The organism is Gaiella sp. (genome assembly GCF_035710885.1).
Lineage (GTDB): Bacteria > Actinomycetota > Thermoleophilia > Gaiellales > Gaiellaceae > Gaiella.
The window spans coordinates 90,227-112,109 of the sequence record NZ_DASTCS010000057.1; the positions used below are offsets into that span (position 1 = coordinate 90,227).

The 21,883-nt window shown below is 70.9% G+C and carries 23 protein-coding genes; 4 read left to right on the forward strand and 19 right to left on the reverse strand.

The genetic code is table 11. From position 1 onward, the window contains the following. Positions 1 to 13 precede the first annotated feature (13 nt). Positions 14 to 1,618 carry a thiamine pyrophosphate-dependent enzyme gene (locus VFO26_RS14385; protein ID WP_325115732.1) on the reverse strand — a complete coding sequence of 535 codons (1,605 nt, stop codon included), beginning with the start codon at positions 1,616 to 1,618 and terminating at the stop codon, positions 14 to 16. 98 nt (positions 1,619 to 1,716) lie between these two features. Here VFO26_RS14385 and VFO26_RS14390 point away from each other — a divergent pair, with 98 nt between their 5' ends. After that, positions 1,717 to 2,634, forward strand: a complete 918-nt coding sequence (locus VFO26_RS14390; protein ID WP_325115733.1) for a dioxygenase — start codon at positions 1,717 to 1,719, stop codon at positions 2,632 to 2,634. Positions 2,635 to 2,722: 88 nt separating this feature from the next. Here VFO26_RS14390 and VFO26_RS14395 read toward each other — a convergent pair whose 3' ends face one another. Further along, positions 2,723 to 3,703 (reverse strand): alpha-ketoacid dehydrogenase subunit beta, encoded by a 981-nt coding sequence (locus VFO26_RS14395; protein ID WP_325115734.1) that lies wholly within the window; start codon positions 3,701 to 3,703, stop codon positions 2,723 to 2,725. Continuing rightward, positions 3,696 to 4,670, reverse strand: a complete 975-nt coding sequence (locus VFO26_RS14400) for a thiamine pyrophosphate-dependent dehydrogenase E1 component subunit alpha (protein WP_325115735.1) — start codon at positions 4,668 to 4,670, stop codon at positions 3,696 to 3,698. Before VFO26_RS14400 ends, VFO26_RS14395 begins: the two co-directional genes overlap by 8 nt. 294 nt (positions 4,671 to 4,964) lie before the next feature. On the opposite strand from VFO26_RS14400, the gene VFO26_RS14405 reads away from it, so the two are divergent. Further along, on the forward strand, positions 4,965 to 5,762 hold the full coding sequence (locus VFO26_RS14405; RefSeq protein WP_325115736.1) for an IclR family transcriptional regulator: 798 nt from the start codon (positions 4,965 to 4,967) through the stop codon (positions 5,760 to 5,762). A gap of 73 nt (positions 5,763 to 5,835) precedes the next feature. Here the strand turns inward: VFO26_RS14405 and VFO26_RS14410 are convergent, their stop codons facing one another. Genes VFO26_RS14410 through VFO26_RS14435 form a run of 6 tightly spaced genes read right to left on the reverse strand, consistent with a single transcriptional unit; the run spans position 5,836 to position 10,576 of the window. Continuing rightward, the gene (locus VFO26_RS14410) at positions 5,836 to 6,651 is read right to left on the reverse strand and encodes an arylamine N-acetyltransferase (protein ID WP_325115737.1); all 816 of its coding nucleotides are present in this window, start codon (positions 6,649 to 6,651) and stop codon (positions 5,836 to 5,838) included. Positions 6,652 to 6,655: 4 nt separating this feature from the next. Further along, a complete protein-coding gene (locus VFO26_RS14415; protein WP_325115738.1) occupies positions 6,656 to 7,399 on the reverse strand; it encodes an NAD(P)-dependent oxidoreductase in 744 nt (247 codons plus the stop codon). Then, positions 7,399 to 8,016 carry a 4-carboxy-4-hydroxy-2-oxoadipate aldolase/oxaloacetate decarboxylase gene (locus VFO26_RS14420; protein WP_325115739.1) on the reverse strand — a complete coding sequence of 206 codons (618 nt, stop codon included), beginning with the start codon at positions 8,014 to 8,016 and terminating at the stop codon, positions 7,399 to 7,401. Before VFO26_RS14420 ends, VFO26_RS14415 begins: the two co-directional genes overlap by 1 nt. Then, positions 8,013 to 8,726 (reverse strand): PIG-L deacetylase family protein, encoded by a 714-nt coding sequence (locus VFO26_RS14425; protein WP_325115740.1) that lies wholly within the window; start codon positions 8,724 to 8,726, stop codon positions 8,013 to 8,015. Before VFO26_RS14425 ends, VFO26_RS14420 begins: the two co-directional genes overlap by 4 nt. Then, the gene (locus VFO26_RS14430; RefSeq protein WP_325115741.1) at positions 8,719 to 9,615 is read right to left on the reverse strand and encodes a DUF6282 family protein; all 897 of its coding nucleotides are present in this window, start codon (positions 9,613 to 9,615) and stop codon (positions 8,719 to 8,721) included. The genes VFO26_RS14425 and VFO26_RS14430 overlap by 8 nt, the downstream gene beginning before the upstream one ends. Continuing rightward, the gene (locus VFO26_RS14435) at positions 9,596 to 10,576 is read right to left on the reverse strand and encodes a VOC family protein (RefSeq protein WP_325115742.1); all 981 of its coding nucleotides are present in this window, start codon (positions 10,574 to 10,576) and stop codon (positions 9,596 to 9,598) included. The genes VFO26_RS14430 and VFO26_RS14435 overlap by 20 nt, the downstream gene beginning before the upstream one ends. A gap of 303 nt (positions 10,577 to 10,879) precedes the next feature. Here VFO26_RS14435 and VFO26_RS14440 point away from each other — a divergent pair, with 303 nt between their 5' ends. Then, positions 10,880 to 11,368, forward strand: coding sequence for a VOC family protein (locus VFO26_RS14440; protein ID WP_325115743.1), 489 nt, complete (start codon positions 10,880 to 10,882; stop codon positions 11,366 to 11,368). A gap of 69 nt (positions 11,369 to 11,437) precedes the next feature. Here VFO26_RS14440 and VFO26_RS14445 read toward each other — a convergent pair whose 3' ends face one another. From VFO26_RS14445 to VFO26_RS14470, 6 genes are all read right to left on the reverse strand, one after another. Next, a complete protein-coding gene (locus tag VFO26_RS14445) occupies positions 11,438 to 12,469 on the reverse strand; it encodes a branched-chain amino acid ABC transporter permease (RefSeq protein WP_325115744.1) in 1,032 nt (343 codons plus the stop codon). Positions 12,470 to 12,474: 5 nt separating this feature from the next. Continuing rightward, positions 12,475 to 13,326, reverse strand: coding sequence for a branched-chain amino acid ABC transporter permease (locus VFO26_RS14450; RefSeq protein WP_325115745.1), 852 nt, complete (start codon positions 13,324 to 13,326; stop codon positions 12,475 to 12,477). A gap of 121 nt (positions 13,327 to 13,447) precedes the next feature. Further along, entirely contained in the window at positions 13,448 to 14,146 is a 699-nt protein-coding gene (locus tag VFO26_RS14455; RefSeq protein WP_325115746.1) for an ABC transporter ATP-binding protein, read from the reverse strand. Then, a complete protein-coding gene (locus VFO26_RS14460; protein ID WP_325115747.1) occupies positions 14,139 to 14,813 on the reverse strand; it encodes an ABC transporter ATP-binding protein in 675 nt (224 codons plus the stop codon). Before VFO26_RS14460 ends, VFO26_RS14455 begins: the two co-directional genes overlap by 8 nt. 72 nt (positions 14,814 to 14,885) lie before the next feature. Beyond that, on the reverse strand, positions 14,886 to 16,124 hold the full coding sequence (locus tag VFO26_RS14465) for an ABC transporter substrate-binding protein (RefSeq protein ID WP_325115748.1): 1,239 nt from the start codon (positions 16,122 to 16,124) through the stop codon (positions 14,886 to 14,888). Positions 16,125 to 16,318: 194 nt separating this feature from the next. Continuing rightward, entirely contained in the window at positions 16,319 to 17,443 is a 1,125-nt protein-coding gene (locus tag VFO26_RS14470; protein WP_325115749.1) for a 5-methyltetrahydropteroyltriglutamate--homocysteine S-methyltransferase, read from the reverse strand. Positions 17,444 to 17,599: 156 nt separating this feature from the next. On the opposite strand from VFO26_RS14470, the gene VFO26_RS14475 reads away from it, so the two are divergent. After that, positions 17,600 to 17,893, forward strand: coding sequence for a putative quinol monooxygenase (locus VFO26_RS14475; protein ID WP_325115750.1), 294 nt, complete (start codon positions 17,600 to 17,602; stop codon positions 17,891 to 17,893). A gap of 23 nt (positions 17,894 to 17,916) precedes the next feature. Here the strand turns inward: VFO26_RS14475 and VFO26_RS14480 are convergent, their stop codons facing one another. The 4 genes from VFO26_RS14480 to VFO26_RS14495 all read right to left on the reverse strand — a co-directional run bounded on the left by VFO26_RS14480 (position 17,917) and on the right by VFO26_RS14495 (position 21,796). Next, entirely contained in the window at positions 17,917 to 18,807 is an 891-nt protein-coding gene (locus VFO26_RS14480) for a fumarylacetoacetate hydrolase family protein (protein WP_325115751.1), read from the reverse strand. Positions 18,808 to 18,847: 40 nt separating this feature from the next. Further along, entirely contained in the window at positions 18,848 to 20,077 is a 1,230-nt protein-coding gene (locus tag VFO26_RS14485) for a M20 family metallopeptidase (RefSeq protein WP_325115752.1), read from the reverse strand. Beyond that, a complete protein-coding gene (locus VFO26_RS14490; protein WP_325115753.1) occupies positions 20,074 to 20,697 on the reverse strand; it encodes an SIMPL domain-containing protein in 624 nt (207 codons plus the stop codon). The genes VFO26_RS14485 and VFO26_RS14490 overlap by 4 nt, the downstream gene beginning before the upstream one ends. 91 nt (positions 20,698 to 20,788) lie before the next feature. Next, a complete protein-coding gene (locus VFO26_RS14495) occupies positions 20,789 to 21,796 on the reverse strand; it encodes an LLM class flavin-dependent oxidoreductase (protein ID WP_325115754.1) in 1,008 nt (335 codons plus the stop codon). Positions 21,797 to 21,883: the final 87 nt, after the last annotated feature.

Genomic DNA, 21,883 nt, shown 5'->3' on the forward strand with positions numbered 1-21,883 from the left:
GGGCCCGGCCGGGTCAGGGCACGAAGCTCTCGTCCGGCGCGATCACGACCTCCAGCAGCAGCGGCTCGTCCCGGTCCGCCAGCCCGGGGACCACCTCGTCGAGGACCCCGAGCAGGTCGTCGTGCTCGCGCACGGTCCGGGCCGGGCACCCGAACGCGACGGCGAGGCCCGCCACGTCGACCCCGAAGCCCGGCCAGGGGGCGGTGCCGCCGTGCTGCTCGGTGAGCCGGTCCATCACCGCGTAGCCTCCGTTCGAGAGGATCACGAACAGTGCTCCGGCGCCGTACTGCGCCGCGCTCCAGAGCGACTGGATCGAGTAGAGGGAGGAGCCGTCGCCGACGAAGGCCACGACCGGCCGGTCGGGGCAGGCCATGCGCACGCCGGTTGCGGCCGGGAGCGCGAACCCGAGACCACCCATTGCCGGGCTCAGCAAGCCGAGCGGCTGCCGCGCCGGTAGCCGGGCGAGCAGCTCGGGCCGGTTCGACGGCGACTCCTCGAACACGACCGCGTCCGGGGAGAGGCGCTCCGCGACCGCGGCGAAGACGTGGCCGGCGCGCAGCGGCTCGCCACCTGCGGGTGGAGGCGGCGGATCCGGCGGGACGAGACCGCCGGCGCGGGCTCCGTCGCGTCGCGGCACGACGCGGGTGAGCTCGGCGCACACCGAGGCGGGCGGCCCGAGCACGGCGAGGTCGGCGGTGCTGCGGTGCACCTCCGCCGGATCCTGGCTGACGACGGCGACGGTCGTGCCGGGCTCCACGAAGGGCCCCGGGGCGAATGCGTACTGGCGGAACGCAGGCGCGCCGAGGGCCAGCACGACGTCGTGCGGGGCGAGCGCCTCGCGCAGGCGGGCTCTGTCCGCAGGCAGGTGGCCGGCGAACAGCGGGTGATCCTGGGGAAAGCCGGCTCTGCCGCTGAAGGACTCCTGCCAGACGCGGCACCCGAGCTGCTCGGCAAGCGCGACGGCCGCGGCCCAGGCCTCGGCGTCGTCGAGCCCCGCCCCGACGACGATGACAGGGCTCCTCGCGCCCGCGACGACCTCTCCGAGCTCCGCCACGCGCCGCGGGTCGGCCCCGCCCGCCCGCACGACGCGGCGCGGGGCGGCGCGCTGCGTGACCGGCTCGGCTTCGGCCGACCAGTCGTCCATCGGGACGATCACCAACGCCGGCCCCCGCCCCGTGGCCGCTTCGTGGTACGCGCGCGCGATCGCGCCGGGCACGCCCTGGGCACGAACGGGCTGGTCGACCCACACGGGGTACTCACCGGCGAGCCCGTGCAGCTTTCCCGTCAGGAACGGCTCGCTGGCGAGGTGGCGCCGGTCCTGCTGGCCGACGACGACCACGAGCGGGACCCGGTTGACGCGCGCCGTGGCGAGCGCGCTGACCGCGTTGCCGAGGCCAGGGGTCGTGTGCAGGATTGCGAGCGCGGGCTCGCGGCGACCGAGCGCCCAGCCGGTCGCCATGCCGACGACCGCGCTCTCGTGCAGCCCGAGCACGAACCGCAGGTCGCCCGGCAGGTCCGAGAGCAGCTCGATCTCCGTCGAGCCGGGGTTCGCGAAGAGGGTGGTGAGCCCGTGCTCGCGCAGGACGTCGAACGCCGCGTCTCTGACCGTCACGGTCACCCGACGCAGCCTACGGGAGGCAGCTTGATTCTTCGGGGCGAACTCGGGACGATGGCGGTCGTGCAGGTCACGGTCACAGGCTGCAGGTCGCTGCGGCGGTGAGCGGGACGTTCGGCGACTCACCTGCCCCGCGCACAGCCCCAGGCGACATCACGGCGCTCGCCGTCGCGAGCTTCGCCGGTTGCTCCGACGCTCGCCTCGGACAGCTCCTGCAGAGCCTCACTGCTCATCTCCACGCATTCGCCGCGGACGTGAGCCTGACGCGCGAGGAATGGGAGGAAGCAATCCGGATCCTCACCGAGACCGGCCGACTCACGGACGACCGGCGCCAGGAGTTCGTCCTGTGGTCGGACACGCTCGGGCTCTCGATGCTCGTCGACACGCTCGCGAGCGTGTCCGACCGAGCCACCGAGTCGACCGTCCTCGGGCCGTTCTACGTGCCCGGCGCTCCGGCGCGCGCCTACGGCGAAGCCATCTTCGAGGGACCGTGCGGCGCACCCGCGTGGGTGCACGGCGTCGTCTCCGACGTGGACGGCGTGCCGCTCGCGGGAGCCGAGCTGGACGTCTGGCAGAACGGCGACAACCGCCTCTACGCGGTCCAGGACCCCGATGCCCCGGAGGAGCACCTCCGTGGTCGCTTCTCCACCCGCTCCGACGGGACGTATGCGTTCCTCGCGGTTCGCCCCGTGCCGTACACGATTCCTGCTGACGGACCTGTCGGCCGGATGCTCGCCGTCACGGGGCGGCACCCGTGGCGACCAGCTCACATACACCTGATCGTGCGTGCGGACGGCTACGTCCCCGTCACCACCCACATCTTCGATCGGGAGAGCCCATACCTCGAATCGGACGCGGTCTTCGCCGTCAAGCCCTCGTTGCTCCGTGACTTCGTGCCACGGTCCGACGACGACCCGGCGCTACCCGCCGGGGTCGAGGGGCGCTGGTTCTCGGTCCGGAACGACATCGTCCTTGCACCGGCAGGAGAGCTTCGTGCAGAGCCTGCACCGGGAGACTGATCAGCGGTCGAGCGGCTCTCCGCGCAGCCAAGCGGCTCCCGCTCCGGTGCTCGACGAGCGCGCGGATCTCGAGGGGATCCGTCCTCGCTCACGGCGGCATCACCAGCCCTCGCACCGCCGCGACGACCTCGTCCGCACCCGGGAGGTAGGCGTCCTCCAGCGGGGCGCTGAGCGGGACCGGCGCGAACGGGGCGCCGATCCGCACGACCGGCGCGTCGAGGAAGTCGAACGCGGCGCTCTGGACCTGCGCAGCAATCTCGGCTCCGAAGCCCCCGTGCGCCACCGCCTCGTGCGCGACGACGAGCCTGCTCGTCCTCTGGACCGACTTCACGATCGCCGCCAGGTCGAGCGGGACGAGCGTGCGGGGGTCGATCACCTCCGCCTCGATCCCGTCCTCGGCGGCCAGCCGCTCCGCCGCCGCGAGCGCATCGTGGACGAGACGCGAGAGCGCGACGATCGTGACGTCGCGCCCCTCGCGAAGAGTGGCGGAGACGCCGAGCTCCACCGCCGGGAGCTCGTCGGGAACCTCCTCGCGGCGGAAGTACAGGGTCTTGTTCTCGATCAGCACCACGGGGTTCGGGTCCCTGATCGAGGCCGCCAGCAATCCCGCTGCGTCGACCGCACGGCTCGGCATCACGACCTTGAGGCCGGGGACGTGCGTGAGCCAGCTCTCCAGGCTCTGCGAGTGCTGGGCGGCGCCGCGCTGGCCCGCGCCACCCTGCGTCCGCACCACCATCGGCACGGTCAGCTGGCCGCCGGACATGAAGTGCGCCTTCGCGGCGGCGTTCACGAGCTGGTCGAGGGCCAGCGTGACGAAGTCGACGAACATGATCTCGAGCACCGGGCGCATGCCCGACTGCGCCGCCCCGATCGCCACGCCGGTGATCGCTGCCTCCGAGATCGGCGTGTCGATCACGCGCGCGGTGCCGAACTCCTCCGCAAGGCCCGCGGTCGCCGTGTAGGGCCCGCCCTCCGCCACGTCCTCCCCCAGCACGAAGACCCGGTCGTCCGCGCGCATGGCCTCTGCCAACGCCCCCGTGATCGCCTTGACGTACGTCGTCTCAGCCATCGGCGTACACGAGCTCCTCGAGCAGGTCGGCCGGCGGGAACGGGCTGGCGCGCGCGAAGGCGACCGCCTGATCCACCGCGTCGGCGGCCTCGGAGCGGATCGCCTCGAACTCGCCCTCGGCGGCCCAGCCCTCCGCCGCGGCGTGGCGCTGCAGCCGCACAATGGGGTCCTTCGCCTGCCACTCCTCGGCGGCGAGAGCCTCCCGGTACGCGGCCGGATCACCTTCGTAGTGGCCGCCCAGGCGATAGGTGAGGCACTCCAGCAGGAACGGGCCGCCTCCCGCACGCGCCGTGGCGAGATAGCGGCCGAAGGCGTCCCACGTGGCGACGACGTCGTTGCCGTCGACGGTATCGCGCGCCAGCCCGTACGGGGCGACCACGTCTGTCACCCGCTCGACGTTCGTATGCGCCGAGCGAGGCGTGAACTCGGCGAAGCCGTTGTTCTCGCACACGAGCACGAGCGGCAGCCTCCACAGCGTCGCGAGGTTGACCGTCTCGTGGAAGTGGCCGGCCTGCACGGCGCCGTCCCCGAAGAACACGACCGCGACCGTGTCGTCACCGCGCAGGCGCGCGGCCAGCGCGCTCCCGAGGGCGATCGGCACGTTGCCCCCCACCACTCCCGTCGCGCCCATGAAGCCATGCTCCACGTCGACGAGGTGCATCGACCCACCGAGCCCCCGGCAGAGGCCCTCGTCGCGTCCCAGCAGCTCGGCCATCGTGCGGTCGAGCGGCGCGCCCTTGGCGATCGCGTGCCCGTGGGCGCGGTGCCCGGAGTACACGGGGTCGTCGTCGCGGAGCTGCGAGCAGACCGCTGCGGCGATTCCCTCCTGGCCTACGCTCGTGTGGATCAGCCCGTGGGCCTCGTCGGCGCGAGCAAGCCGGCCGACGGCCTCCTCGAAGAGCCGGATCCTCCACATCGTGGCGAGCAGGCGGAGCGCCTGCGCGCCGTCGAGAGGTGGCTCCACCACCTTCAGGGGGTCACCGGCGCCGTCCCGGCTCCGGCCCCACGACCTGCTGCACAGCGGCGACGCGCTCGTACGGGTCGCGCGCGAGCTTCGACGGGGCTCTCGACGGACTGCACCACGCTGTCGACGGTCGGGCGAATCATGGCGTCGATACTGCCCTCTCGAGAGGGCGCCGGGGTGCGGCATCCGAGGCGAGCGTGTCGGCCCCCGAGGGTGAGCGCGAGGACCCTGGCACCGGGCTGCCCGTTTGTCAAGACGGTGTTCCGGTTGATGAAACAAACGCGCTACGATCGCCGCATGCCGGAGACCGGGACGGGCACCTCGCAATCGCTCGAGCGGGGCCTCGCGATCCTTTCCGCGTTCGACTCCGACCGCCCGCTGATCGGCGTCAGCGAGCTCTCCCGCGAGCTCGAGCTGAGCCGGAGCACGGCGCACCGCTACATCGCGACGCTCGCGCAGCTCGGCTACCTGCAGCAGGACCCCGACTCGAGGCGCTACCGGCTCGGCCCCAAGGTGCTCGACCTCGGCTTCTCCGCGATCAACTCGATGGATGTGCGCGAGATCTCCGCCCCGCACCTTCGGCGGCTGAGCGACGAGACGGGGCACACCGTCAACCTCGCGATCCTCGACGGCACCGACGTCGTGTACATCGAGCGCTGCCGCACCGCCCAGCCGGGCCAACGTGAGATCGACCTCAACCTCCACGTGGGCGCACGCCTCCCGGCGTACTGCACGGCCATGGGGAAGGCGATCCTCGCCTTCCTCCCGGAGGAACGTCGCGAGGAGATCATCGCAAGAATCGAGTTCACGCCGCGGGGGCCGAACACGATCACCGAGCCCCGAGCGTTCCGCGAGGAGCTCGAGCGAATCCGCATCGCGGGCATCTCCGTGAACGACGAGGAGCTGGCCTACGGGCTGCGGTCGATCGCGGCGCCGATCCACGCGCACTCGGGCGAGGTGCTGGCCGCGCTCAACCTCGCGGTGCATCGGACGATGGTGTCGATGGACGAGCTGATCGCGCGCTTCGGCCCCGCGGTCACCCAGACGGCCACCGACATCTCGCTCGGCATGGGGCACCGGCTCGTCCCTGCCTGATCGCGCTCACCGGCAGCCAGGCGCCGCGTGCATCCCCGGGCGCGCGTCCGCTCCGACACACCCCTGAGCCGGGTCAGCCCCGCCGTCGGGACGGGCGGTCGTCCGGCACGCGCCGCGCGACCACTTCGGAGACGCCGACCTCCTCGACCAGGAAGCGAACGCGCCCGTCGCGGTCCAGCTCGGAGGCCGAGAGCGCGCCGTTCGGCCCGAACGTGAACCGTTGCCCCAGGGCGACGGCCAGGGTGATCTCGTCGCGCAGCACCCTCGCGTTCAGCTGGTGGTTGAACGGGCCCCAGTCGACCGTCCGCTGGTGCAGTGCGTCCCACTCGGCGGGCTCCGCGCCGATGCGGTCGATGCGGCACGGAAAGCCGTCGGGCGCCCTCGGCGCACACCAGACCACGGCGGGCTGGTCCTCCAGCCAGGCGAACCGGGGTAGAGCACCGTCCTCCGCCTCCTGTCCCGGAGAGGGAATCCGGATCGGCGTCCCGCTCAGGATCGACGCGTCGGCGATCCAGCGCTCCCCCTCGAGCGTGACGATCACCGACCCGTGGTTCGGGCCGACCGCGCCGGGCGACGACAACATCGTCGCGATCGCCCGCGCGACGTCGAACCCGAGCGCCTCGAGCAGGTCGTGGAGAGCACCGTTGCCCGACCAGCAGGTTCCGCCGGTGCCGTGCTCGAGCCAGGAGTCGAAGAACCTCTCTGCCGACGAGCCCGGTAGCGGCCACGTGCGGCCCTCGGCCAGGTGGATCAACTTCAGCGTGTTGTCGAAGGGGACCGCGCCGCACCAGGCCGCATAGACGGCTCGCAGCCCATCGAGATCCCGCGCCGGCGCCTCGATGCCGAGCCTGTCGAGGACCGCGGCGACCGTCACTCGCCGCAGAGCCATGTCCTCAGCCCTCCTCGCGGAGCTGCTCGAGCCACTCGGCCGCGGCCGAGGCGATGCGGGGGTCGACGCCGAGCTCCTCCAGGTACGCGGCGGCGGCCCACATCTCGTCGACCCTCCGGGCGGCATGGGCCCGGGACCCCGAGAGAAGCCGCTCCAGCAACGGCTCGCCGATGACCGAGGCGAGGTCGGCCCGGACGCGCTCCTCGGCACCCGCCGCTCGCGCTGCTTCGAGGCTCTCGATCGCGGCGGCCGCGATCCCTTTCAGGAAGACGCTGCGCAGCAGCTTGAACCCGGCGGCGTCGCCCGGGAACGCGCCGACCACCTCGACGGGCATGCCGAGCGGCCGGAACAGCTCGGCGAAGCGCTCGCCCCCCGTGCCCGACGCGAGCGCCGGCGTCCCCAGCCCGGAGACGGGGACCGGGCCCATCAGCGCGACGTCCGCGAACAGCCCGGGCACGGCTGTCGCGAGCTCACGCTTGAGCGCCGGCGAGGACGTGTTCAGGTCGGCGAAGACAGCGTCCACAGCGAGGGAGGCGGCAACGGACTGCGCGGCGTCCAGAGCCACGGCCGCCGCGTTGACGCTGAGCACGACGTCGGCGCCTCTGACCGCGCTCGGGGCGCTCGAGGCGCTGACGATGCCCTCCCGCGTCCCGGCAGGATCCCAGCCGCGAACCGTGCAGCCGGCTGCTGCGAGGTCCTCGGCGAGCCTGCCCCCCGCCTCGCCGAGGCCGAGCACGGCGACCTCCATCAACCCTCCACGGCCTCCCGCAGCCCTTGCAGGTCGTAGGAGAGCTCGCCCGCCGCGTAGCGCTCCCGCATGACGCGCTCCCGCTCCTCACGCTCGAGGGCGCGCGGCAAGACCTCCGGGATCCGCTCGCGCGGTACCGCCACCGCCCCGTCGCAGTCCAGCACGACGAGGTCGCCGGGCCGGATCTCGGCCCCGCCGACGACGACGGGGACGTCGAGCTCTCCCACCTCGCCCTTCGTCGCGCCCTGCGCCCGCACGAACCGAGCCCAGACGGGGAGGCCGAGCTCCTCGAGCTCGTCGACGTCGCGCACGGCACCGTCGACGAGGATCCCGGCGACGCCGCGCACCTGCGCCTGCGTCGCGAGGAGATCCCCGATCAGCGCGACCGGAGCAGGCTCGACGCTCGTCAGCACGAGCACGTCGCCCCGATTCGCGTGCGCGATGAGCGCGTGCACCATCGTGTTGTCCCCCGGCGCGCAGAGCGCGGTTCGCGCGGGGCCCGCGACCCGGGAGCCCCGCACCACCTGCGTGAGCGCCATGTCCACGACGCCGGTCCGGCCCGCAGCTTCGTGGACGGTGGCGACGCCGAGGCGCGCGAGGGCGGCATAGTCGGTCACAGCGCGTCCACGACGACCGGGAGCTGGCGTTGGAACGCCTCCGCGTAGCGGATCCCGCCGCGCCCGGAGATCCGCCGTGCGTGGTTGGCGCGGTGCTCCGCCCGCTCCGAGTAGTACTGCTTGAGGTACGCCTGCGCCCCCATCGCGTCCATCGCGGCCACCTTCTTCTCCCATACCGGCGTGATGTCAAGGAACGTGGTCGGCACGAAGCCGCAGAGCTCCGGCTGGTGCGGCTCGAAGGTGAGGAGCTCGGGGGGCGGGATCGTCACGAAGGCGCTCGCGACGCCCGCTCCGCTCGCCAGCTGCCGGGCCTGGACGGTCGCATCGTGCGCGACGCCGTGGTCCGGGTTGAAGGGGTCGAGCGCGGCATGGGTGAGGACGAGCCTCGGGGCGAGCTCTCGGAGCAGGTCGGTGAGCCTGTCGACCGCCGCGGCGTCCATCACGAGCGGGTAGTCGCCCAGGTCGAGGCTGCGGAAGCTCGCGCCCAGTGCCTCCGCCGCCGCCTGCGCCTCGCCGCGACGGATCTCCTTCACGCGCTCCTCCGTCTGCCCGGGCTCCTTCCAGAGCTCACCCGACTCTCCGCGCTCGCCGTACGAGAGCGCGACGACGTGGGCCTCGGCGCCCCGCTCGACTGCGGTCGCGATCGCGCCTGCGGCGCGCCACACGAAGTCCGCGGAGTGCGCGCTCACGACGACAATGGCTTCAGGCACCGGCGAGCATCCTCGTGTTGACGACCGCCATCGTATGCACCTCGTCCTCGGTGAACCCCGCCTCGAGCAGCCGGTCGGCCATCAGGGCGAGCCCGTCCTCGACCGGCGGGTTGGCGAGCTGGCCCAGATCCGTCGAGAGCACGTTGTGCTCGGGCCCCGTGGCGCGGATCGCCTCGAACGTGGCCTCCCACGAGACCTTGCCCGTGTAGACCGGCGCGAAGCAGCGCTCGAGCATCGCTCCGCGCTCGGCCAGCTCACGCTGCTCGTCGACCGGGACGCCCTGTGTCGGGTAGTCGGGATGGGTCACGATCACGCGGGAGAGGCCGACCGCGAGCGCCGCGGTGACGACGGCCACGATCTCGGCGCGGCCCAGGTGACCGGTGGCGAGGGCGATGTCGTGGCGCGCCACGACGGCGAGCACGCCGTCGAGCCCCTCCTCCGTCACCCGCACCGGGGCAGCGGCGACCCCGGCGGCGGCGAGCTCGTCCTGGATCACGCGCCACACCGGCTGCTTCGCAGGCTTGGGGCCGTCCTCGGACGCCTCGTTCTCGGCGTCCACCGTCGGCAGCCAGACGACGCGCGCTCCGGCGCGCGCTGCGATCTCGACAGCCTGTGCGTTGAGCCCGCCGATGCCGTTGTTGAGGCTGATCGCGCCCAGCGCGTCGACGCCGGGCACGGCGCCGCGCACGACTGCCGCCCGCTCGGCCGTGGGCGCGTAGTGCGACTTGAGCACGAAGCCGGCCAGCCCGAGCTCGGAGAATCGGCGCGCGAGGCCCAGGTCGTCGATGCGGCGGGTCGCGAGGTCGGGCTCGACGTGGACGTGGAGGTCGTACGCCCCGCGGACGAGCTCGCGCGCGCGGGTCGACGGCTCAGTGACCTGCTGCGGCAAGCAGCTCCGCCTCCTGCGGCACGGGAGGCGTCCCCTTGACGTGGAAGGTGGCCACGGTCTGCATCCCCCAGGCCTGTCCCTTCGCGCGCTCCGTCTGCGTCCAGACGATCGGCTCGTGGTCGGGATCGAAGATGAGGTAGCCGCCGGAGCAGACCTCGATCCGGTTCCCGCCGGGCTCCCACGTGTAGAGGAAGAACGTCTGCTGGATGGCGTGCTTGTGCGGCCCGGACTCCATCACGATCCCTGCCTCGAGGAAGATGTCCGCCGCGCGAAGGACGTCCTCCCGCTGGTCGACGAAGAACGCAAGGTGGTGGAGCCGGCCGCGGGTGCCGGTCATGTCGCGGGTGTAGGTGAGGTCGTAGGACTTCTGGTTGGAGGCGAGCCAGACGCCCGCCTCGCTGCCGTCGTCGAGGACGATCTGCTCCGTCAGCCGGAGCCCCAGGTGCTCCTCACCGAACGCCCGGTTCTCGGCCGGATCGACGGCGAGGAAGTTGACGTGGTCGAGATGACGCACTCCGGCGCCCCGTCCCGGGTAGCGCTGCGGCTGGTTCTTGAGCGCGGGCCGCAGCTCGGGTGGAGGCTCGTAGCGGTCCGACTCCCAGAAGAGCTCGAGCCGGTGCCCGTCGGGGTCGAGGAAGCTGTACGAAGGCCCGTGGCCGAGGTCGCCGTCGATCCAGGCGCCCTCGACACCCGCCGCCTCGAGCGCGGCGACGCGGCGTGCGAGCGCCTCGGGGCTCAGCGTCCGGTACGCGAGGTGGCCGATGCCGGGCTGGCCCGCGGCCGTGAGCTTGAGCGACGACCGCTCGTAGTCGCCGAACCCGCGGAGGTAGACCGCGTCGCCGCGCTCGCCGGCCACCTCCATGCCGAGGAGCTCGCGGAAGTAGGCGAGGCTCTCCTCCGGCTTCGGGGTGTAGAGCTCGACGTGTGACAGATGCGCGAGGTCGCGAATCCGCTCGGTCATGCCGGTCCTCCGGGGGGTCTCACGAAAGGTCGCCGTCGAGGTGCTCGGCCCGGCTGCTCACGAGCGACATCGTCCTCGGCGACGGGTTGACGGAGAGCGTGCGCGGCGCGAGCGAACCGTCGCCGACGCACAGCCGCTCGACGTCCCACGCCTCCTGGCACCGGACGACTATACGCCGTCGGTTCCGGGCCGACGAGCCGAGCCGCACACTCGACGGCGCCTCCGGCTCCAAGCCGCCGTCCACGAGCGCGCGCAGGCGTAGGATGCCGCCTCCCGTCGAAGCCGCCGGAAGGAGAGACAGGCATGCGCGAGCCCGTGTTCACGGAGACGCTGCAGATCGCGATGGTGGTGCGTGACCTGGAGGCGACGATGCGGACGTACGTGGAGGACTACGGCATCGGCCCCTGGCAGATCTACGAGTTCCGCCCCGACAACGTGGCACGGCTCGGGGAGGACGGGCCCGAGATCGACTCCGCGTGCCGACTCGCGTTGACGAGGGTGGGCAGCGTGTTCTGGGAGCTGATCCAGCCGCTCGACGACCGGAGCATCTATGCGGAGTTCCTCGCCTCGAAAGGCGAGGGAGTGCACCACGTGGCCGTCGGAGGGCGGGGATTCGAGGAGACGCTCGCCGTGGCGCGCGCCAACGGGCGCAGAGTGATCCACGGGGGCGTGTACGACGGCGCGACGTTCGCGTACCTCTCGACCGACGAGGACCTGAAGGTCGTCACGGAGATCTTCGACTGGCCGGATGGGCTGGAGCAGGAGCCCGACGCCGTGTACCCCCCGGCGTAGCGAGCGCGCCACCGGGGTCGAGCGAGCCGCCGACCGCCGGCGCGTGCTGGCCGGCAGCGCACACGTCGGTCATTCCTCCGAGGGCTGCAACGCCGGTTTCTGGCGGCGGTGGCCCACGAGCCGGTTGTAGAGGGACACGACGGCGCTGACCACGCCGTGCCGGAAGAAGAGGAAGATCGCGATCACGAAGACGCCGTAGAGGACCTCCCGTAGCTCGAGGCTCGTCGTCAGCCTCTCGTCCAGGATTGCGAACACCCCGGCGCCGATCACCGGGCCGAGCAGGGTCCCGAGGCCGCCGAACGCGACGAGCACGAGCACACGCACGTCGACGCGTTCGAACCCGTACGTCGACGGGCTGATGAACCCCGCGCTGTAGGCGAGGAGCGCGCCCGTCAGCCCGATCATGGCCGAGCCGATCGTCGCGGCGTAGACCCGGTAGCGCGCCACGTCGACGCCCGCGAGCTCCGCGGCGACTTCGTCGTCACGTAGCGCGCGGAACGCCCAGCCGACGTGCGACAGCTGGAGCGCGCGAAAGACCAGCAGGAAGGTGACGAGCAGACCCGCGAAGAGGTAGTAGCCCCCGACGCGATCGTCGGCGAGATCGGCGGCGGCCGACGTGACGACGAGACCGGTCTCGGCACCCGTCAGGTCGCCCTTCCCGAGGAGCAGGTTGTGGAACGCGAGCGAGAACACCAGCGTGACGATGCCGGTGAAGATGACGCCCAGCGACCGCCGCACCGCGATCCAGCTGAGGAGGCCGCCGACGATCGCCGCGCCGGCAGTCCCCACGACGATGCCTGCCGCCATGGGCAGCGAGGTCTCGTCGATGAGGATCACGGCGCCGTAGCCGCCGACCCCGGCCAGGGCGCCGACGCACAGGAAGAGCTGGTTCGTGCTCCCGAAGATGAGGTTGAAGCCGACGCCGTACGACGCGAACACCAGCGCCTGGACAGCCAGCGACGTCGTGTACGGCGAGTCCCCGAACCAGATCGACGGGAGGATCGCGAGGATCGCCGCCGTGACGACGATCGGCAGGAGCGCCCGGCCGACCCTGCCCCCCACGGCACGACCCGGACGCGGCTCGCTGCTCGTCTCCGCCATCGCAACTACCGTCCGAGTAACCCGCGTGGACGGATGAGGATCGTCATGGCGGCGGCGCCCAGGAGGATGATGGTCGTGATGTACTGACCGATGTAGTGGGCGCTCAGTGAGTTCACGACTCCGAGGAGCACGCCGGCGAGGAACGCCCCCGCGACGCTTCCGAGGCCGCCGACAACGGTGACGATCAGCGCGAAGGTGGTGAGCTCGAACCCCGCGTTGACCGTCAGCGGCCCGCTCATCGACTGCGTGATAGCGACGATCCCAGCGAGCGCGCCGCTCAGCGCGAAGATGACCGTGCGGACGAACGACGGGTTGATGCCGACGAGCCGCGCGCCGGTCTCGTCCTGGATGATGGAGCGGACGCCGCGCCCGAACGTGGTGAGACCGAAGAAGAGCAGGAGCACGGCGGCGACCGCGAGCGCGATCACCGAGGCCCAGATGCTCCCCACCGCCATCGGCACGCCGATGATCGAGACCGGTTCCCCGCTGACGTTGATGTAGAGAGCGCCGGCCGGATAGCGCCAGCTGAGCAACCCACCGATGACGAAGGCGGCTCCCAGGGTCAGTAGGAGCCCCAGGAGCGTCCGCTCCTCACCGTGCTGACGGTAGACCGGCCGCATCAACGTGAGGTCGAGCAGGACTGCGACGCCCGCGGCCGCCAGGATGCCAACGAGCGCCGCCAGGAACGTCGCGACCCCGTCCTCCATCACGAGCATGACCACGATCGCGCCGAGGACGACGATCTGGCCGTAGGCGAGGTTGAGGACGCCGCCGAGCCCGTAGACGAGCGTCATCCCGACGCCGAGCAGGCCGAACGCCAGGCCGAGCACGATCCCGTCGAGAACGACAGCCCTCATGTGTGCCCCGCAGATCTCGCCTCTGGACGAGCAGATCCGCGAGCGCGAGAATCGCCGAGGCGGGCGCCGGCGCGGCCGGGACAGACGATGGACGGGATTCGAACGATGGTCCGAAGAGGCTTCACGCGACACCCAGGTACGCGCGGCGGACCTCGGGGTTCTGATCGAGCTCGGCCGACGACCCGCTGAGCGTGATGCGGCCGTTCTCGAGCACGTAGCCACGATCCGCCACGGAGAGCGCGAGCGGCACCTGCTGCTCCGCGATCAGCAGCGTCATCCCCTCCTTCTTGAGCTCTTCGAGCGCCTCGAACGCGATCTGCGCGATCTTCGGCGCAAGGCCGGTGGTCGGCTCGTCGAGCATCAGCAGCCGGGGTCGCGCCATGAGCGCGCGAGCCACCGCCACCATCTGCTGTTCACCGCCGCTCAGCGTTCCCGCCTGCTGGCGCTGTCGCTCCTGCAACCGCGGGAAGAGGTCGTACACGAGCTCCAGCGTCTTTCGATCCGGCCGCTTCGGATAGGCCCCGAGAACCAGATTGGACTTCAGGGTCATTGCCGGGAACAGGTGCCGCTCGGCCGGGACGTAGGCGATCCCTGCCCGCGAGATGCGATGAGCCGGACGGCGGGTCAGGTCCTTCCCGTCGAAGAGCACGCGGCCTTCCATCGGCTGCAGCAACCCGGCGACGGCCCGGAAGAGCGTCGTCTTTCCGGCGCCGTTCGAGCCGACGATCGCCACCGCCTCCCCGGTGCGAACCTCGACGTCGATGCCGGCGATGACGCGCTCCCCGAGGTAGCCCGCCGCCAGTCCGACGACCTCAAGCAACGCGTGCCTGCCCGAGATAGGCGTCGACGACCTGTGGGTCCCGCATGACGACCCCGGGCGCGCCCTCCGCCAGGAGCTTGCCGAAGTTGAGGACGATCGCGCGCTCCGCCAGCTGGATCACGGCGCTCATCACGTGCTCGACCCACAGGATCGTCGTTCCGAACCGGTCGCGTAGGTTTCGGACGATCTCGACGGAGGCTGCGAGCTCCGATTCGTTGAGTCCCGCCATCACTTCGTCGAGCAGGAGCAGCCGCGGCTCACCCGCCATCGCCTTGGCCAGCTCGAGGAACCGCAGCTGATGGAGGTTCAGGCTCGACACCGGCTGGCGGGCCCTTTCCTTCAGGCCCACGAACGCCAGCGCCTCGGCCGCTCGCCGTCTTGCGTCTCGCTCGCCGACCACACCGTGGCCGGCACCGAACATGGCGCCGAGGATCGCGTTCTCGAGAACCGTCATCGAGCCGAACGGGAGTGGTCGCTGCATCGCCATCGCGATCCCCTTGCGCCTCACGCGATGAGCGCCGAGCCCGTCGATCCGCGTGCCGTTCAGGCGGACGCCACCATGTGTGGGCCGCTCGAGGCCGACGATGACCTTCAGGAGCGTGCTCTTCCCGGCCCCGTTCGGACCGACGACGGCGACGATGTCGCCGTCGTCGATCCCGAACGTCACGCCGTCGACGGCCGGGAGACCGCCGAAGCGCTTCGTTATGCCGTCGACCTCGAGGAGCAGTTCGACCTCCGGCTACGACGGCGGACGATAGGGAGGCAGCGGCCGCGACTTGAACACCACCCTTGGCCAGAAGGTGGGAGACGCAGTGTTCAAGCCGGCCTCGGGCGGAGCGCCCCTCGTCAGGACGGCGAACTGCACCGTCGGCCGGTCGAGCTCACCCCACGCCGTCCACCGCAGGGGGAACGCGTACCCGGGGATGTTGAACGTCGTCCTGTGGACGTAGGCCGCGATCGCCTGCGGGCTCGTCCCGACGTTCTGGATCGCCTGCGCGACGATCTTCACGTACGCGTAGCCGGCGAGCGCGTCATCCTCGAAGAACTCGTTCTGCGGGAACGTCCGTAGGTAGCGCTTCGCGAGAGCCTTGTACCCTCGCGAGCCGGTCGCCATGCACTTGAAGTCGCTCCACCGGCCGTACGCGGCCGCCCCCGCGTTCCTCGCAGTGAGTGAGTATGGGGAGTAGGCACCGATCACCGGCGCCTTGATCCCGAGCTGCCCGGCCTGCGCCAGAATCAGCGACGCCCCGGGCGGATGACCCGTCCCGACGAGCAGTGAGACGTCGCCGAACGCGCGGAGGTACGGCGTGAAGTTCGTCGTCGGCACCGGCGCAACCTGGATGTTGAACCTGATGTTCGGCACCGCTTTGGCCGCATCCTCGAGCGACGACTTGAACGACTGGCCCCATGCGTAGTCGGCGATCATCACGCCGACGCTCCTGATCCCGCGTCGCTGCGCAAGCTCCACGACCGACGTCGCGACCATGGAGGCAGCAGGCAAACAGGTCCGGAACGTGAAGCGGCTGCTCGGCGTCAGGATGTCGTTGTTCCCGGACTTCACGAGGAACAGCGGTACCCGGGCCTCTTCGGCGAGCCGGGAGGTCGCCAGCCCGATGCCGCTGTCGATGATGCCCCCGATCGAAACGACGCGTTCCTGCTGCGTCAACCGCCGGAAGCCGTCGATGGCAGCGCTCGTGTTCCTGGACTGATCGTCAGCGACGACGAGATTGAGCAGCCGTCCCTGCCCGCGCCCCTTGACGCCGCCCGACCTGTTGATCTCGTTCACCGCAAGAGCCATCCCCGCGCGCGCTTGAAGACCCCAGGGCGCGAACGGGCCGGTAAGCGGCGTGATCGCCCCGACCTTGATCGGGGCGGCAGCGCTCTCCGAGCTCGATCCGCCGTATGCGGTCGACCCGCCCATAGCCGCCGTGAACGCCGCCAGGGCGCCGACGGCCGTCACCAACCAGAACCGCTTCACGGGACCTCCTCCTTCGTTGCCGTACATGTCCCACACCCCGTGCTTGCCGACCGCTCAGCCACGATTGCCCCTGGCTCGACCCTCCTTGGCTCGCGCGACCGTTCGGTCGATCACCGGATGAGAGTAACCCGGCAAACGTCGATCTGTCGAGACATTGTTCGACTATTCAGAATGGTCGAGGCCGTCCGTCTGGCTCAGCGTCCCCAGACCTCGTCCGCGACCTCGACGATCAGCGCGAGCTTCGCCACCTGCTCGTCGTAGGTCAGGGCGTTCCCGTCCACCGTCGAGGAGAAGCCGCACTGCGGCGACAGGCAGAGCTGCTCGAGCGGCGCATAGCGGCTCGCCTGCTCGATCCGGCGTGTGAGGTCGTCCTTCGTCTCGAGCGCCCCGCGCTTGGTCGTGACGAGCCCGAGGACGACCTGCTTCTCCCCCTTCGGCAGCAGGCGGAGAGGCTCGAAGCCGCCCGAGCGCTCGTCGTCCCACTCCATGAAGTACCCGTCGACGTCGAGCTCGTGGAAGAGCGCCTCGGCGACGTGGTCGTATCCGCCCTCGGCCACCCACGACGAGCGGAAATTGCCGCGGCACATGTGCGTCGTCACGCTCATGCCGTCGGGCCGCCCCTGGAGCGCCTCGTTGATGTGACGGATGTATTCGACGTGCTGCTGGTCGGGATCGCCGCCGATCGAGGCGACGTACCGTCGCTGCGCCGGGTCGTTCAGGTACGCGAGGCTCGTGTCGTCGAGCTGGAGGTACCTGCATCCGAGCTCGCCGAGCCGGCGCACCTCCTCGCGGTACGCGGCCGTCAGGTCGCTCCAGAAATCGTGGATGTCCGGGTAGACGGTCGCGTCGATCGCCGCCCGACCGCCCCGGTAGTGGACCATGCTCGGCGAGGGAATCGTCAGCTTGGGCACCGCCGTCGACGTGCACCCCTGGAGGAACGAGAACGCGTCGCCGAAGATCGTCTTCGACACGCCGACCTTCCCGTCGACGTGCAGAGCCGCTGCCATGAACTCGATGTCGCCCCGCTCGTTGTGGAAGGAGACCTTGACCTTGTCGTCGGCGGTCGAGATCCCGTCGAGCTCGTAGATGAAGTCCATGTGCCACGATGTGCGGCGGAGCTCGCCGTCTGTCACCGAGCGCAGCCCCACGTCCTCCTGCATGCGGACGGCGGCGCGGATCGCCTCGTCCTCGCGGGCGCGAAGCTCGTCCGCCGTGATGCGCCCGGCCGCGACGTCTTCCCGCGCCTGGAGCAGCTCCGGCGGCCGAAGCAGGCTGCCGACGTGGTCGGCGCGGAACGGTGGCGTGGTGCGAAGGGCCATGCTCTCCTCTCTCGACTCGACTCGGCGCAGGCTATCGAGTGGATCCGGACACGGTCCTCTATCATCGAGTCCCCTCGTGAGCAGCTTCGACCTTCACGCGCGTCCCATCACGGAGCCTCGGCTCGACCGCTTCGGGCCGGCAGAGAGAGACGTCTGATGGCAGTCGTCCTGAAGGCGACGTGGACGGCGAGCTCGGGGGCAGAGGACACAGTCCTGGACGCGCTGACGAAGCTCGCACCCCTCTCCCGGCAGGAGCCCGGCTGCCGCTTCTACCAGGCGTACCGCGACCCCGCCGAGCCGAGCGTGTTCCACATCTTCGAGATCTACGACGACCAGGACGCGGTGGCCGCGCACGGTGCGTCGGAGCACTTCGAGCGGTACGCCGTGGGCCAGGCGATCCCCTTGCTGGAGAGCCGCGAGCGGGCCTTCTTCGAGACGATCGACGCGTAGCCCTACCCGCGCCGCGCGTCAGGTCACGCGTCGCCCCAGGGCCGGATGCGCGGCGGCGCAGGCGCGCCGTGACCTTCCTGCCAGGAGATCACGGGGTTGCGCAGGACGCCGATGCCGTCGATCTCCGCCTCGATCACATCGCCCGGCTTGAGGTACAGGCGCGCCCGCTCCTCCGGCGACTTGAACCCGGCGACACCCGAGACCGTCCCGGTCGAGAGCACGTCACCGGCCGAGTACGTGAGGCCCGAGAAGTTGGAGAGGATCTCCGCGATCGTGACGGCCATGCGGCTCGAGTGCGACTCCTGCCGCACCTCTCCGTTGACGCGGAGCACCATCGCGAGGTCGTGCGGGTCGGGGATCTCGTCGGGCGTCACGATCCAGGGCCCGAGCGGGCAGAAGGTGTCGATCGCCTTGCAGAAGCTGAACACGCCGGACTTCATCTCGCCGCGCTGGATGTCGCGGGCGGTGATGTCGTTGAAGATCACGTAGCCGCCGACGTACTCCATCGCCTCCTCGGGCGAGAACCACTTGCCTGCCTTCTTCAGCACGACGGCGAGCTCGAGCTCGTAGTCGAGCTCCTCGGTCAGGTGCTCGGGGTAGATCACCGGCTCGTCGGGTCCGACGATCGCGTCGACGTTCTGGAAGAAGTTGATCCACGGCGCGATTGCGTGCGACCAGTCGACGTTCTTCGACTCGTCCTCGTGCTCGCGGAAGTTGCCTGCGGTGTGGAAGAACTTCTTCGGGACGATCGGCGCGCGGAGGCGCGTTTCCGCCAGCGCCACCGTCTCACCGGTCTCGTCCGCACCGCCGCGCTCGAACCACTCCCGCATCGTCGGCACGCCGAGGACGGCGATCTCCTCGCCGTCGAGCACCCCGACGCGCCCCTGCCCTTCACCGAACGTCACCAGCTTCATGCGCAGCCCTCCTGCGGCGTGGCTTCAGCCTCGCCGCTCTTCATGCGACGCCGCAGACCCGCATCGCGACGCGTGCGTACACCTCGGCCATCTTCACGAGGCCCTCGATCTCGAGGTTCTCGCCCAGCTCGACGTCCATGAGGCCGGTCGAGGTCCCGTAGTTGACCGTCGGGATGCCGTACCTCGTGAGCGCGGACGCGTCGGAGAACCAGCGGGTCACATCGCGGCCCGGCGACTCGCTGAAGACCTCCTCGTGCGCGGCGTCGATCGCTCCGACGAGCTCGTGACCCTCGTCGATCTCCGCTCCCGGCGCAGTCACGTAGACCTCGCCCTCGACGCCGAAGTCTCCGAAACGCTCCGCGAGCCCGCGCACCATGTCGAGCACCTCACGCCTCGCCACGGCCATCGGCTTCGTCGGCGGCACACGCACGTCGAGGAACAGGTCGGCGTGGTGCGGCGTCCGCGACACGCGCCAGCCGAAGCCGCCCTCGATCGCACCGACGTTGACGATCGCCTTCGCGCCGCGGTAGCCGTTGGACGGATCGCCCTCCCAGGTCGGGATCCACTCCTGCACTGAAGCGAGCACCTCGTGCAGGCGGAGAATGGCATTCCGGTCGCGCCGGCCCTCGCTGAACGCGGTGTGGACGAAATCGCCGTGGACGCGGATGCGGAGCCATAGCGTCCCGTAGTGCCCGAGCACGACCTTGCCCTCGGTCGGCTCGCCGAGCAGGCACATGTCGGCGACGCCGCCGTGAGAGACGAGATAGCGGGTCCCCGCGGCATAGCCGCGGTACTCGGCGCCGACCGCGTCACCGTGCTGCGTCTTCTCGATCTCGCCGCAGACCGCGGCGATCAGCACCTCGCCGCGCAGGCGGACTCCTGCGTCCGAGAGCGCGCGCACGGCCTCCACGTAGCAGGCGAGCGCGCCTTTCATGTTCGAGATGCCCAGCCCGTAGAGCCTCCCGTCGCGGACGAACGCCTCGGGCTGGAACCCGGGCACGTCGCGCAGCCACGGCTCGCGACCGGAGTAGGAGGTATCCATGTGACCGTTGAACATCAGGCTCTTCCCGCCACCCGCCCCCTCGAGGACCCCGAGCGCGTTGGCCCGCCCGTCCTCGACCTGCTGCCACTGGCAGCGCAGGCCCATCTCCTCGTAGAGCGAGGCCATCAGCTCGGCCATGGCCTGCTCGTCGCCGGTGAAGCTGTGCACTCCCACCATGCGGCCGGCGGTGTCGACGAGCCGGTCGCGGTCGATGGCGACGTCCGTCATCCCTGTTCGAGGTTGAACTCGACGTCCACGACGGCCACCACCGACAGCTCGCCTGCCTCGACGGGCATCGCCTCGGCGGTCGCCGCCGCCATCCTCATCATCGGCCGCGGCTCGGGCGGAGCGATGCGCGCGTCGCGGGCAGATGCGACGGAGCCGAGCCGCCCGCCGAGCGCCTCGGCGAGCGCCTCCGCACGCACCCGCGCGTCCTGCGCCGCGAGCCGAGACGCCTCCGCGTGGGCCGCGTGCTCGGGGAGGAGCCGCCAGTGCGGCCCCTCGACGGTCGCGCCGACGCGATCGACCGCTGCGGTCAGGAGCGGCCCGATCGAGGCGACGTCACGGATCCGCGCGGACACGCGGTTCGCAGCCCGGTAGCCGCGGTGCTGCCAGCGGCCGTCCTTGTCGTGCTCGCCGTGCTCGGCGACGGTGACGCCCATTGTCGTCACGTCGCCCTCGCCCAGACCGAGCTCGCGGCACAGCGCCACGAGAGCCGCAGAGCGCTCCGTCACGTCTGCAAGCGCCTCGGCCGCCGTCGGCCGCACGGCGTCGACGCTCAGGCCGAGGGTCGCCTCGTCGGGCGTCCCGTACGCCGTGCCGGTACCGCGAACGGTGACCGTTGCCATCAACGAGGCTCCCTGCCCGAGGCCGAATCGACGGACAGCGGCACATCGAACCCGGCCTCGAGCGGGCCGAGCGCGGCGTCGTCGTAGTCGCTCACGACCTGAAGTATGGGAGAACCGACTCGCCGAAGAGGCGGATCTGCTCGTGCCGGTCCTCACCCCAGAGCTCGAGCATGACGTGCGTGCAGCCGGCGTCGCGGTACTCCTCGATCGCGGCAATGCAGTCCGAGGGCGTGCCGGCGATCGGCTTGCACTTGTCGAGCAGCGCATCGGTGACCTTCTCCTTCGCGGCGAGGCGGCCGCCGTGCTCCATCGCCTCCGCGACCGGCCGGATCTCGTCCATCTCGATCCCCGCCAGGTCGAGCAGCGTGTCGGCCGCGCCGGCGATGTTCTGCACCTTGTTGGCGAGGTACATGCCCGCGATCTCGCGCGCGCCGTCACGCCCGGAGTCTCGGTCCGTGTCGTGGATCGAGGCCACGACGGTGCAGCCGATGTCGATGTCGGCGGCGACGTTGTCGCGCGTGTAGCGGACGAAGTCGGGAGTCGTGATCGAGGGCGTGAGGCACCCGTCGGCGATCTCGCCCGCGAGCGCCTGCATCTTCGGCGCCGTCGCCGCGACGTAGACCGGCGGCACGCCACGCGGCGTGTGGGCATCCGCCGACAGCGCGGGCACGTCGGCGCTCCACGTGTCGCCGTCGTAGGAGAACGCCCCGCCCGACAGCACGCCGCGGACGATCTCGACCGCGTCGCGCATCGGACCGAGCGTCTTCTTCGTCTGGCCCTTGATGTTGTTCAAGAAGATCTTCGAGGTGCCGAAGCCGAGCAGGAACCGACCGGGCCCCGCGGCTTCCTGCACGACGCGCGCATCCATCGCGACCTGCACGGGGTGGCGCGTCCAGGGCGAGATGATCCCCCAGCCGATCGTCAGCCGCTCCGTCTCGCGCGCCATCAGCGCGGACACGACCGTGGACGAGCGCGCCTCCATCCCGTGCTTGCGCCACCACGGGTAGGCCTCGGCGAGCCAGATGGTGTCCAACCCGACCCGGTCCATGACCTCGGCGGCCGCGAGCATCTCCGCGAGCGGCTCCATGGTGAGCTGCATCACGCCGATTCGCAACGGGGGTGGCAGGGGTGGACCTCCTTGGCGTTCGCTTTGAGCTCCGCAATCTTGGCAGCATTTGATCAAATG

Coding starts and splice junctions, on each gene's coding strand:
- VFO26_RS14415 (WP_325115738.1), bottom strand. CDS start 7,399: ATGGAGGTCGCCGTGCTCGGCCTCGGCGAGGCGGGGGGCAGGCTCGCC.
- VFO26_RS14490 (WP_325115753.1), bottom strand. CDS start 20,697: ATGGCAACGGTCACCGTTCGCGGTACCGGCACGGCGTACGGGACGCCC.
- VFO26_RS14495 (WP_325115754.1), bottom strand. CDS start 21,796: ATGCAGCTCACCATGGAGCCGCTCGCGGAGATGCTCGCGGCCGCCGAG.
- VFO26_RS14475 (WP_325115750.1), top strand. CDS start 17,600: ATGGCAGTCGTCCTGAAGGCGACGTGGACGGCGAGCTCGGGGGCAGAG.
- VFO26_RS14410 (WP_325115737.1), bottom strand. CDS start 6,651: ATGGCTCTGCGGCGAGTGACGGTCGCCGCGGTCCTCGACAGGCTCGGC.
- VFO26_RS14395 (WP_325115734.1), bottom strand. CDS start 3,703: ATGGCTGAGACGACGTACGTCAAGGCGATCACGGGGGCGTTGGCAGAG.
- VFO26_RS14440 (WP_325115743.1), top strand. CDS start 10,880: ATGCGCGAGCCCGTGTTCACGGAGACGCTGCAGATCGCGATGGTGGTG.
- VFO26_RS14435 (WP_325115742.1), bottom strand. CDS start 10,576: ATGACCGAGCGGATTCGCGACCTCGCGCATCTGTCACACGTCGAGCTC.
- VFO26_RS14470 (WP_325115749.1), bottom strand. CDS start 17,443: ATGGCCCTTCGCACCACGCCACCGTTCCGCGCCGACCACGTCGGCAGC.
- VFO26_RS14480 (WP_325115751.1), bottom strand. CDS start 18,807: ATGAAGCTGGTGACGTTCGGTGAAGGGCAGGGGCGCGTCGGGGTGCTC.
- VFO26_RS14485 (WP_325115752.1), bottom strand. CDS start 20,077: ATGACGGACGTCGCCATCGACCGCGACCGGCTCGTCGACACCGCCGGC.
- VFO26_RS14405 (WP_325115736.1), top strand. CDS start 4,965: ATGCCGGAGACCGGGACGGGCACCTCGCAATCGCTCGAGCGGGGCCTC.
- VFO26_RS14450 (WP_325115745.1), bottom strand. CDS start 13,326: ATGAGGGCTGTCGTTCTCGACGGGATCGTGCTCGGCCTGGCGTTCGGC.
- VFO26_RS14445 (WP_325115744.1), bottom strand. CDS start 12,469: ATGGCGGAGACGAGCAGCGAGCCGCGTCCGGGTCGTGCCGTGGGGGGC.